8 protein-coding genes and 1 pseudogene are annotated in these 12,625 nt (G+C 41.2%); 7 read left to right on the top strand and 2 right to left on the bottom strand.

The window, feature by feature from the left end; translation table 11 throughout:
- The first annotated feature begins 131 nt into the window (after window positions 1–131).
- The 7 genes and pseudogenes from M886_RS12200 (at window position 132) to M886_RS12170 (ending at window position 8,803) form a co-directional block, all read left to right on the top strand.
- Window positions 132–653 (top strand): DUF367 family protein, encoded by a 522-nt coding sequence (locus tag M886_RS12200; protein ID WP_015413026.1) that lies wholly within the window; start codon window positions 132–134, stop codon window positions 651–653.
- A 33-nt stretch (window positions 654–686) separates the two neighbouring features.
- Window positions 687–1,157: pseudogene (locus M886_RS12195) on the top strand (TIGR00725 family protein).
- Window positions 1,158–1,437: 280 nt separating this feature from the next.
- The gene (locus M886_RS12190; protein WP_048051259.1) at window positions 1,438–3,696 is read left to right on the top strand and encodes a DNA topoisomerase I; all 2,259 of its coding nucleotides are present in this window, start codon (window positions 1,438–1,440) and stop codon (window positions 3,694–3,696) included.
- Between the two features lie 791 nt (window positions 3,697–4,487).
- Window positions 4,488–4,934, top strand: a complete 447-nt coding sequence (locus tag M886_RS12185) for a universal stress protein (protein WP_048041985.1) — start codon at window positions 4,488–4,490, stop codon at window positions 4,932–4,934.
- 144 nt (window positions 4,935–5,078) lie between these two features.
- Window positions 5,079–6,242 carry an RNA-guided endonuclease InsQ/TnpB family protein gene (locus M886_RS12180; protein WP_048041987.1) on the top strand — a complete coding sequence of 388 codons (1,164 nt, stop codon included), beginning with the start codon at window positions 5,079–5,081 and terminating at the stop codon, window positions 6,240–6,242.
- A gap of 584 nt (window positions 6,243–6,826) precedes the next feature.
- Window positions 6,827–8,077, top strand: coding sequence for an MBL fold metallo-hydrolase (locus tag M886_RS12175; protein ID WP_048051258.1), 1,251 nt, complete (start codon window positions 6,827–6,829; stop codon window positions 8,075–8,077).
- A gap of 327 nt (window positions 8,078–8,404) precedes the next feature.
- On the top strand, window positions 8,405–8,803 hold the full coding sequence (locus tag M886_RS12170) for a hypothetical protein (protein ID WP_048051257.1): 399 nt from the start codon (window positions 8,405–8,407) through the stop codon (window positions 8,801–8,803).
- A 34-nt stretch (window positions 8,804–8,837) separates the two neighbouring features.
- Here the strand turns inward: M886_RS12170 and M886_RS12165 are convergent, their stop codons facing one another.
- Complete coding sequence (locus M886_RS12165; RefSeq protein ID WP_048051256.1) at window positions 8,838–10,832, bottom strand: DUF460 domain-containing protein; 1,995 nt, start codon at window positions 10,830–10,832, stop codon at window positions 8,838–8,840.
- Window positions 10,833–11,568: 736 nt separating this feature from the next.
- Window positions 11,569–12,621, bottom strand: a complete 1,053-nt coding sequence (locus tag M886_RS12160; protein WP_048051255.1) for a serine/threonine-protein kinase RIO2 — start codon at window positions 12,619–12,621, stop codon at window positions 11,569–11,571.
- Between the last annotated feature and the right edge of the window lie 4 nt (window positions 12,622–12,625).

Genomic DNA, 12,625 nt, shown 5'->3' with positions numbered 1-12,625 from the left:
AAACCGGAAATCCAGAACATAATTGAGAGCAAAAATTATGAACCGCATTAAACAGTCCTGAGAACCGTAAAAGAGGGTGTAGAGTGGCAAAGACGCAAAACATATAAATCCCCCACTCCAGAGGATCAGTAATGAATCAGACAAAGAGCCGGGATATTCCCCTCTACATATACCACGCCGGGCAGTGTGACCCAAAGAAGTGCACGGGAAGAAAAATGGCACGCTTTGAGCTTGCCCGCCTTTATGACAGGATATCAAGACTTCCCAGATCAGCGATTTTGCTGGACCCCATGGCAGAAAAAGCTCTTTCACCGGCTGACGACCCTAAAAAAGGGATTATCGTGCTCGACTGCTCCTGGGAAGAAGTTGAAAGGGTTTTTCCTGAACTGGAAAAGCTTAACCTGGAACACAGGGCCCTTCCTTACATGCTTGCAGGCAACCCTGTAAACTTCGGAAGGCCATTCAAGCTCAATTCCGCAGAAGCCTTTGCAGCAGCCCTGTACATTATGGGATACAAAGAACAGGCTGAAAAAGTCATGTCCAAGTTTAACTGGGGGCATAGTTTCCTTGAATTGAACAGAGAGCCCCTTGAGGAATACTCAACTGCAAAAAACAGTACAGAAATTGTGGAAATTCAGAGCCATTACATTTGAGGGCAGCTCAGCCTGGATAGAGAGGGATGTGCAGTGAAACCGCCAGTAAGAAAACAGATAGGCGTCATCGGAGCCGGAAACTGCAGCAAGGAGACCAGATCCCTTGCTGAAGCCGTGGGAAAAGAGATTGCAAAAAAAGGAGCTGTACTTCTCTGCGGAGGCCTTGGAGGAGTAATGGAAGCAGCAGCCTGTGGAGCAAAACAGGAAGGGGGAACGACCATAGGAATTTTGCCAGGAACATGCAGAGAAGACGCTAACCCCTGGATAGATATAGCCATTACCACCGGAATGGGGCATGCCAGAAACTCTCTTATAGCCCAGTCGTCGGATGCTTTAATTGCAGTTTCCGGAGAATACGGCACCCTATCGGAAATAGCCCTCGGGCTGAAAATGGGGAAGCCGGTGATAGTTCTTGACTGCAAATAGGAAATAGAAGGCATTTACAGGGTAAAAGACCCTCAAAAGGCAGTAGAATTTGCTCTGGAGATTATTGAGGGCTGTTAGGAGCCGCAAATCAGATAAATCATGAGATCAAAAGTTCCGGGACTTTGTATATTAGATATGGAAAAAATCCCTGATAAAGGTTAAATAAAGGATAAATACGGAGTATATGGTCCTGATTCTAGTTACGGATAGCAGAAATTTCGGAATTTGATCCAAAAATTTATATTGAAAAAGGAAACTTCAAGAATTAGGAGGAAGGCTTCGACTCAGATTGGCAGGAGTTTTGGGGTACGCCAGTTTTCCTTTATAATATTTAAGAAAAGTTAAACCGGAGTTTTAAATGCATCTTATCGTAACGGAAAAAAATATAGCGGCAAGGAGGATAGCTGCGATTCTGGCTCCTAAAAGTCCTAAAAAGGAAAGAGTCAGTGGAGTAGACGTATACCGGTACGAGATCGGTTCCGGCGAAAACAGACAGGAAACTGCAGTTGTGGGACTTTCAGGCCATATTGTCGGGATAGACTTCCCAAAGGAGTACAACAACTGGCAGAAAGTCGATGCCAGAGACCTTATAGACGCCGAGATTACAACAACCCCGATCAACCGGAAGATAGTGACCGCTTTAAAGAGCCTTGGAAAAGAAGCGGATAGGGTCACTATTGCAACTGACTACGACCGCGAAGGAGAACTCATAGGGGTAGAAGCTCTGAATATCATAAAAAAGGTTAACCCGAAAATTCCTTTCGACAGGGTCCGTTACAGTGCAATAACTCCAAAAGCAATTGAAGTCGCATTCTCAAATCCTACAAATGTTGATTTTAACCTTGCAGATGCAGGCCATTCCAGGCAGGTAATTGACCTTGTCTGGGGAGCTGCCCTTACCAGATACATTTCCCTTGCAGCAGGCAGGCTCGGAAAAATGTTTCTTTCCGTGGGAAGGGTCCAGTCCCCAACCCTTTCTCTTATTGTTGACAGGGAGAAAGAGAGAAATATATTTGTCCCAACCCCTTACTGGGAAATCCACGTAGAACTCGAAGACGCTGCAGGAGAGACTTTTTCAGCCCAGCATTCTACTCGCCGTTTTCTGGACAAAGAGGAAGCCTCAAAGGTATTCAGGAAACTGGGCAAAAAAGCGGAATTAAAGGAAATCGAAAAGGGAACAAAGACAGACCAGCCTCCCATACCATTTAATACTACGGGCTTTATCAGCGCGGCAAACTCAATAGGGCTCAGCCCTGCAAACGCCATGCGCATAGCCGAATCCCTTTATACCAACGGTTATATTTCATACCCCAGGACAGACAACACGGTTTATCCCGATACTCTTGACCTGAGGGCTCAAATAGAGATATTCAAAGAAGGACCTTTTAAAGAATATGCAAATACACTTCTTGAAAAGCCCGAACTTGTCCCCACTCGTGGTAAAAAAGAAACTACAGACCACCCGCCTATCTTTCCTGCTTCCCTTGCAAAGGAATCCGACCTCAAAGAAGATGAGTGGAAAGTTTACGAGCTTGTAGTCAGGCGCTTTTTTGCAACCTTTGCCGGACCGAGCATATGGGAAACCATGAGGCTTAAATTCGATATCGAAGGAGAAGAGTTAAGGGCAAACGGGGCAAGGCTTCTTGATCCCGGGTGGCGCTGGTATTATCCGTACAATGCTCCTGAAGACAGACTGCTCCCGGAACTTAAGGAAGGCGACTTATTAAAGGTGATAAAGAAAGAGATGCTGGATAAAGAAACCCAGCCTCCGGGACGTTACGGGCAGGGCAGGCTTATCAATATAATGGAAGATCTCGGGCTCGGGACAAAAGCAACCCGCCATGAGATTATAAGCAAGCTATATTCCAGGGCTTATATCCACGGAAACCCTGTTCAGCCCACTAATACCTCTTTTGCCGTAATGGACACTCTGGAGAAATATTCGCCTACTATTACAAAGCCGGATATGACAAAGCTGCTTGAAGAAAATATGGACAAAATAGCAGAGGGTAAAATCAAAGAGGAAGCTGTCCTTGAAGAGTCCCGCGAGATGCTCAAGCAGGTCTTTTCTGAACTCGATAAAAACAGGGATAATATCATAGAATCTTTACAGGCAGGTCTCCGGGAAGATAAAATCATAGGCGATTGCTCTTTATGCGGAAACGAACTCATGATCCGCAGGTCAAAAAGGGGAAGCCGTTTCATAGGCTGCAGCAATTACCCTAACTGTACTTTCTCCCTGCCCCTGCCCAAAAGCGGACAGATCATAGTGACCGATAAGCTCTGCGAAGCTCACGGCCTGCACCATATCCGCATAATCAACCAGGGAAAAAGAGCATGGGACCTTGGATGTCCCCAGTGCAATTTCATAGAATGGCAGAAGACCCAGAAGGAAGAGCAAGCACAGCAGCCGAAAAAAGAAAAGCCCAAATCCATTAAAGACCTCGAAGGCGTGGGAAAAGCCACCGCAGGAAAACTGGAAGAAGCCGGTATCACAAGTGTGGAAGCCCTGGCAGAAGCAGACCCTGTGGAACTTGCAAAAACTATAAAGACAAGTGTAAAGAAAATTAAAAGCTGGCAGACCTCATGCAATGGCGGCGCAGTTGAGGATTTGTAAAAGGTCCTCAATTATTTTATTATTTTTGACAAGAACAAAAATAGAGAGTTGCTGGAAAAATACTTAACCCTTTAAACTTTTTATAATAGTATGTCTACTATAATAGTATGTCTACTATAATAGTATGTCTACTATAATAGTATGTCTACTATTTCAAGCTCAAGCTCCGCTGTTACGTCCTCTACTCAAACAGTACCAGGAGAATTACTCATGGCAGCGTTCTTTATTTTGACAATCCTTATTTTCTATTTATTTTACAGAAAAAAGAGAAAATGATATCGTTGAATCTTTCTTGAGAAGAATTTATTTAAAGTTGTCCCCATAAAATCTGGTATATAATCGAGATTTTGAGTAAAAATAAGACCAGTTAGAAATTTAAATTTTAATTTTGGACCTGTACAACCTTATTAACCACACCCGATGATTCTTGTCCCGCTCGACGCAGGAGAGCGGTTTTTTTCAAAAAGACAAAAAACGCACATGAAATTCTTCGGATGACAGGTTCAAATTTACAGGTGCATTATTGATTTTCCGTTATCTCACACACTCATCTTTAAAAAGGGATAGGTGCATTATTAAAAGGCTTTTAGAGTCTGCACATTTGAGCCTGTATTTTTCAGTAAATTGTAAGAAATTATAGGCTACAGCCGGCGTTTATTCCTTTATACTTGCATAACATTATGATTTTTCAAGATATGTGAATACGAATAAAAATTATATCAAAAAAATTATTAATAGAAGTTAATAAAATTATTAATAGAGGTAAATAAAATTATTAATGGAGATAATACATGACCAGTAATTTATACCGAAATATAGTGATTGCAACAGACGGATCCGCAAATTCCATGAAGGCAATTTCCCGCGGTATTGAGGTTGCAAAGGTTAGCGGAGCCACTGTCCATGTAATTCACGTGGTGGATTCTCCCTCTATAATTTCTGACGTCTGGACTGCTGGCAAAGACATGATCCATGAAATGATGATGAGTGATGGAAAGAAAATATTATCAAAAGCTAAGAAGACGATAGAAGACTCGGGAGTGGAGGTAAAAGATGTCCTTCTGGACGGCCATCCAGGTGAAGAAATTATCAAATTTGCAGAACGTAACAATATCGACCTTATAGTAATGGGCACACTCGGAAAAACCGGACTTGAAAAATTTTTGATGGGAAGTGTTGCAGAAAAAGTGGTAAGGCATTCAAAAGTCCCTGTCATGATTGTACGAAACGGGAATTAAGGAAAATAAAAGAGCTGAGCTTCAAGAGCTTTAAGCAGGATTCCCGTTACTTTAGTGGCGGGAGGAATGCGTAATCTTAACAATCCCTGCAATAGTATGATTCACACAAAAGCTATAAATAATTTCATGTGAATAGGAGATATTATGGAATCCACAAAAACAATACAATTAAAAATTACTGACATTGACAGTGATTTAGTGGAAACCATGCAAAAATATTCTGATGGAATGAACTATGTTTCTGAAATTGTCTTTCAGAATGGAAAGGTACTTCCTGCAATGAAATTACAAAAGATGGTGTATCCTTATCTTAGAGAAAAAATTGGATTGAAATCTCAGGTAAGCTGTAACATACCAAGACAAGTAGCAGGATCTTATAAAACATTATTAGAACAAATTAAGTGTAAGAAGACTAAATGGCAGAAGCTACAATACACACCATCGTCTATGACTCTTTCTTACAAAAGAGATTATACAATAACGGAAGACTCTGTTAGCATAACTACGTTTAGTTCTGGAAGAAAAACATACAATATTCAAAATTACGATTATGCTAAGGAATATTTTAAAGAACCGTGGAAATTTACAGCTTCCAAAGTAACAAAACATGATGATGGAGATTATTATTTCCATCTTACCGTTTCTCAGAAAATTGAAGAACCCGCTATAGAAGAAGCTTCTAATTTTATGGGTGTAGATGTTGGAATAAATTATCTAGCGGTAGCATCTACTACTGATAAAAAATGTAAGTTTTTTGCAGGTGGAGAAATCAAAAACCAGAGAAACATCTATTCTAAAATGAGAGCAAGGTTACAGTCTAAGGGAACTTTATCTGCTAAAAGAGTTTTGAAACACTTAACAGGTAAAGAGCAACGTTTTATGAAAGACGTTAACCATTGCATTTCTAAATCCATTATTAAATTTGCAGTACAAGAAAAAGTATCTATTATCGGTCTTGAAGATCTGACTAATATTCGTGATACAACTAACGTTAGAAAGAAACAACGTTATTTACATAATAGTTGGGCTTTTAGACAATTACAGGGCTTTATTGAATATAAAGCTAAACAGGTTGGAGTTCTTGTAGAGTATGTTGATCCTGCATACACTTCTCAAACTTGCAACAGATGTAACCACATCTCTAAAAATAATAGAAAAGGTTTGAGATTCCATTGTGAGGCTTGCGGTTTCGAAATGAATGCAGATTTGAATGGTGCTAGAAATATAGAACATCGAACACGAGATTTCAGGTATATCGTGGAATCTCAGGGATGTTTGTCAACCATCCATACGGATAATCTATCTTGATAGGTATATCCATGCTTGCTACTTCAGTAGCGAGTAGTTGACATCAGAAATTCGATTAAGTCGGCACACTATCAGAAAAAGGACCGGAGGAAATTTTCTAAACAGAAGTTATATCCTCTGTTTTTTAGAAAATTTCTTCCATAATATATGGTTATATATAATTATTTCAGAAAAGCATCTGTTTCTAAATATTATCAATGATTAAATAATAATTCTTAACTTTTGTGAATAAGTTTGCATAATGCGGCATTTTACCTTAATATATTTTTACTGATCTCATAACCATATCTTCAGTCCGTCAGTACATATCATAACTTTTAAGGACTGCAAACCAGATTTATATTAAAGGCTTTTGAAAAAGCTTTTTCGGGAAATCTTTGTATAATAATTCGGTTTTCTTACCCGAATCTAAAAAGATAAGTGAAAAAGACAACTGAAAAAATAATTGAATAAAGATGATCGAAAAAAGATAACAAAAAAGATAACCATTGTACAGACAGTAGTGTACAGACAGTGGATATGATATAAAAAGGATTAATTAAGGAATCATTTGATAAAAATAGCTTAATAATTGATCTCAAGGGGTGTTTTTTCTGGAACTCAGTTTTAAAGGCGGATGCAGGGAAGTAGGACGCTCGGGACTGCTTGTTAATGGAGAAATTCTGCTCGATTACGGTATAAAAGCCGGAGAGATTCCCGAATATCCAAAAAACGGCATGGAACCAAAAGCCGTGCTGGTATCACACGGGCATCTGGACCACTGCGGGGCTGTCCCTAACCTCATGTACCTGAACCCCGAGGTCTTTATGACACCTCCGACAGCAGATTTCACAGCCCTGCTCGGAAGAGATACTCTCAAGCTTGCAGAGACCACTCTTTCAGGTGTATCTCCTTTTGATTCTGATGACCTTCAGAAGCTTAACCACAAGACACAAAGAAAGGATTACGGAGAAACTTTCAAAACCCACGGCTATAACGTTTGCTTTTACAACGCAGGCCATATACCGGGAGCATCCGGAATTCACATCGAATCCGAATCAGGAGAAAGCCTGTTTTATACAGGAGACCTGAGCCTGCAGGAGACAAGGCTTGTTCCCGGTGCAGAAGAGTTTCCTGAAGCCGATACCCTTGTGCTTGAAAGCACCTACTTCGGGGAAGACCACGTCCAGCGTAAAGAGACTGAAGAGAGGTTCATAGAATCCATTCATGAGACACTTGACATCGGAGGAACTGCCCTTATTCCTGCTTTTGCCATAGGCAGGACGCAGGAGATCCTTATGTTGCTTGACGCGTACGGGATTCGGGCTTATGTTGACGGGATGGGCAGGGATGTGTACAAAATCCTCAAAAAATACCCCGAATACCTCAGAAACCCCGACCTCCTTGACAGGGCATTCGAACGCGCCACGCAGGTGAAAAACCACTTAAGGGAATCTGTACTTGGGGAACCGGCAGTAATTGTCACAACCGCAGGGATGCTGAATGGAGGTCCCGTACTCTATTATCTGAGCAGGCTTTACAATGACCCGGGGTCAAAAATCCTTCTGACCGGCTACCAGGTTGAAGGGACAAACGGGAGGCTTGCTCTGGAACACAGGATGATAGAAACCAGGGGAGATATCCTTTCCCTCAAACCCGCAATCGAACAGTATGATTTTTCCGCCCACTGCGGGGACAGGGAGCTGAAGCAGCTTGTAAAGGACTTCTGCGATAAGGGCACTAAAAGAGTTTTCGTTATGCACGGAGAGAAAACGGAAGCTTTTGCAGAGTGGATTTCAGAAGAAATCGGAGTGGAAGCATATGCACCTGCAAATGGGGGATCTTTCATCTTTTAATATGGGCAAAAGAATTTTTAAAATGTTTTCGTTATTAAGATAAAGAAAGGATAAAATAAGCAATGTTATAGAGATATGAATAAAATGAGTAATAACAGATAGCGAGTAATAAGTAATAATAGATAACCAGTAATAAGTAATAAAAGATAACCAGTGATAAGTAATAAAAGATAACCAGTGATAAGTAATAAAAGATGACTAACAAATAAGTAATAATAGATAACCAGTAATAAGTAATAAAAGATGACCAACAAATAAATAATAGCAGATAACCAGCGCTTCAGTATATATAACGGGATGCACATACGTTATTAAAGGGGAATTAAAATGTTAGGGGACCTGATATACGAAGCTATGGGAAAAACGACAGGCATGAGAGTGCTTGACGACAATGGCACTGTAGAGATGACCCTTGAAGAGAAGGGAAATGTTTTTGGAATTGAGTGCACTCTCACGCTAACTGTTGTGGGTAAGAACAGGCCTAATGGCATGCAATACTCAGAAGGGCGCGGAATTCTGATAACAAAAGATGGTGATGCAGCCACTCTTACAATGTCAGGGATATCCATTTCAAAAGGGCTCCCGCCACGCAGCAGTGTTAGGGGGGCAACAATTTTTAATACACAGGCACCTAAGCTGGCGCGCCTCAATAGCGTGGTCTGTGTTTTCGAAGCCGAGGTAAGCGAAGATTCGAGTTATACTATAAAGGATTGGGAATGGAAGTAATCCCTATTTTGCCGGAAAGGTTTTTAAAGGAGCCTTAGATTAGGCCCCTTCTCCTTTCGCTCCTGTATTCTTCAAAAAGGCTCTCGAGCTTATCCTCTTTAGCTTTATGCCGCTTTGCTTCGGCTTCTTTTTCCCATGTAGCAATTGCAGCTTTGAGAGCTTCTGGTTCTGCCATTGCAAAGTCATCAGCTCTCTCAAGCTGGATACCTCTTAAAACAGGCACGTCGCCTTTAAAGAAAGTCTCCTCTGCTGCATGAGAGATATCCTCAGGTATAATTACAGCCCGGACTCTGGCTTCCACGAGGATCTGGGCAGTTGCAGCCCCGCCTCCGCTCGGTTTTTCCAGAAAGACAACGTCCCCTGCCTTGAGCCCGTATTTCTCTTTAGTTTCGGAAATGGACTCTTTCGTAAAAGCCGAGATAACCTTTACCGGGGTGCCTTCACCGCGTATTTCCATTTTCTGGATTTTGCGCAGTTTATTGCTTCTCCGCCTCAGTTCTTTAACGGTTTTGTTTTTATTGCTCAGCTCTTTTTTGAGGCTCTCTATCGTGCTGTCCCTGATCTGGACCTCTTTTGATTTCCTGATTTCGCTATAAGCTTCCTTTTTGAAGCCTTTTAACCTTGACTCAAGCTTTGAAATCTTTCTATCTTTTGCTGCCATTGCCTGCTTCAGTTCTTCAACATATTCCTGCAGGTTCTGAATCTGTTCCCCCTGCCTATGGACAGTTTCCCTCATTCTCTGGAAGGACTCGTCAACCGCCTTTTCCTCTGGTTTTTCAGGGGCTGCTCTTGCTCCGGGGGGCTTTTCACGAGCTTGTAAGGCAGCACGTACTTTTTCAATCGCAGACTCTATTGACTCTCCCCGGATTACATGAAGCTTTATCAGCTCAAGGTCTGAATTTTCCGGTGCTTTCTTTTCGATACGGGTAAATATATTTTTGTAACTTCTGTAGGTGAGAAGAGCCGCAGTTAATGCATCCCTTTCGTGGTCATTGGAATAGCCGAAAGTCTTCCCGAGTGCAATTTTTTCTTCGGCAGAGACCTCAATTCCAGGGCTTGCAGGGACAGCATTAAAGCTCCTCCTGATCTTTTCTACCGAACCCGGCATTGGAGTAACATCGCTTGCGATCACTGCAGGTTTTCCGTATTCGGCAATAATCTTGACAACCTCATCAGGAGCTATTCCCCTGAAACTTTTCAGGTAGAGGAGGTCCCCATCAAGGGAAAGGATGGCTATGCCTACAGTGGTTCCCGGATCAAGCCCTACTATTGTGAATTTTCGCTTCTGACTCCTGGGTTTCAGCGGGACATAACGGATTTTGTCGCGTTCAACACTTCTCACACTTACCTGGGCATCATTGCTTGCCATAGAATGTACTGGTACCTCTCCACGTTTTGCATAGACAGTAAATTCAGATCTGACATAGCCCCCGAACCCCTTCACATTTACAGCTTCGAACCTGATGCCTTTTTCACGTGAAAGGTCTTTGAGGATGTTTTCAATCTCTCTGCTCCTTTGAAGTACAGCTCCGTGTACTTTTCTTCTATACCTGTTCTGGCTCCATCCTCCGCGTCCAAGAGAACGAGCTCTGCTTACCTTGATTTTAGTAATGTCTTCAAAAAGAGAAACCTCGTGCCCGACTCCGAGGTCCGCAAGCCTTGCACAGGCTTCGGCTTCATCATTTGGATTTTCCGGGTCAAGAGAGATCCCATGCTTGCGTGCAATCCTGACAAGAGGTTCAGGGTGCAGCCCACCGGTTACCTGGACTAGCTTGACTCCGTCAGGCAGTCGTTCCATAAGAGAAAGGAGTTCATTTCTGTCAGCCGCAAGCTCAAAAATATTGTCAACAGCTATAATCTCCGGCCTGTCCCTCTGGATCATATTAAAGATCTTCTGGCGGCGGAGCATACTAAAATGAGAGATCTCCCCGTCCCTGAGAATTGCAAGGGCATACCTGGGAAGTTCCCTCGCCCTGGGAGATCCCCGGGCAATATCGATTCCATAGATAATCCTTTTTTGCATGAACACCTATATTTTATCTCTTGTTGAATATATATTTAACTGATTTCTACCATTATTTTATAAAATTGACATACTCTATAAAGTCAGCTTTTTGTTCAGCTAATTTTAATTTGTTAATTAAATTCACTTCTGTACTTTCCCTAAATGGCTCCCCCTTAAATTAGATTTTTCCCACGATCTACTTTCTGATTTGTGTTCAGGCTCTTAATCAGAAACAAATAAAAACAAAAATGTAATAAATAAAAATATGCGTGCTATAAATAAAAACAATTAAAATATATATGAAATCAGAAAAACTATAAATGAGAACAAGAAGACTATAAATAAAAAAACGTGAAGACTATAATTAAAATCTAATTAACTATAAAATAAAAGAAATTAGACTATAGATTAAAGGTTTACAAAAAAGAGAAAAAAGATATGGGATAGATAAAAAGAGGATTAGATAAAAAGAGGAATAGATAAAAAGAGCATATCAGAACAGAAAAACTATACATATTGACAGTTGTTTTATTCAACATATTAAGGAAAGTTATCTTTATTCAGATATCTTTGAGACCTCTTTTAGAAGGAACATCATTAAATCCTCTAATTCGGTGCCTTATATTTCAAAATCCGCTAACAATGGATCTCACTCCACTATAAAAGATTTAAGGTTTTCATCTCACTATAAAAAATTTAAGGATTTTATCTTAATTTAAGGGATTTAAGGTTTTCATCCCACTAACAAAAGGTCTCATGCTCAAAAATTTCCGTCTTCAAAGTCTTCTGTTTCGGGGTTTTCTTTCTTAACATTATCTTTTTTAACTCTTTGCAGATCATTTTCCTCTTCTTTAACTCTTTCCAGATAATTTTCCTCTTCTTTAACTCTTTCCAAGTCATTATCTAAATTTACAGAACTTTTCTCTTCCCCGCTCTTGACCTCTTCCAGAACTTTTTCAAGCTCCCTTTTAATGTTATATTTTCTTGAGAAATGAGTCAGGATATTCGAAACATCCCTTTCGAGAATTTCGTCGGCATGAGGGTGTTCCAGGATTACGTACTGGGGCCAGTCAATAAGCTGAACGCCTTCTTCGGATACAAAGATATTATACTCACTTAAGTCAGCGTGGATGACTCCACGAGAATAGGTTATCTTTACCTGCTTCAGGATCTCATCAAGGTACCATTCAGGGTCAACAAGTTTTGTTTTTGAGAGCAGACTTCCCTTTGCAAGCTCCATTACTATGGCGTGCCTGTTCTGGTCTAGGGGTTTTGGGACAGAAACCTGCGGGTAAAGTTTGCTCATGATCTCATATTCCCTCTGGGCTGCAAGCCTGGCAGCATAAATCCAGGAGAAATGTTCCCTTTCTCCAAGGTGCTCACGTACTCTTTTTATTTGCTTGAAACTGGTCCTGCCTTCCCTGTGGAATTTGATTATAACCGGGAGAGGTCCTCCAATTGCAAGCTCGGGCTGCCGGATCGCTTCATAAATAACGGACTCTTTACCTACTCCTATTTCATTCCCTATGGCACTGATGCTTTTTCGCTTCACAAAAGCATTGAGAGCAAGGGCATCATATCCTTCAAAATAAATATGAAAACCTTCATAAGGCTGGGTGGTTCTAACAACAAGCTTTTCCCGCACAAGTTTCTTCAGCCTGTACTCAAGCTTGTCAAAAGGCAGTTTTGTATACTTATTGAGCTCCTCTATCGGCACCCACTCAAAATGCTTCATCCCTATCTCGATGCCAGTAAGTATCCTGAAATCCTTCGCATCGAGCTTACCGAAAACCTTTAGCACTTCATCGATCATCCTA

Source organism: Methanosarcina soligelidi (assembly GCF_000744315.1).
Classification (GTDB): domain Archaea; phylum Halobacteriota; class Methanosarcinia; order Methanosarcinales; family Methanosarcinaceae; genus Methanosarcina; species Methanosarcina mazei.
Note: the sequence above shows the minus strand (reverse complement) of the source record. Positions and strands in the feature narration are given on the sequence as shown.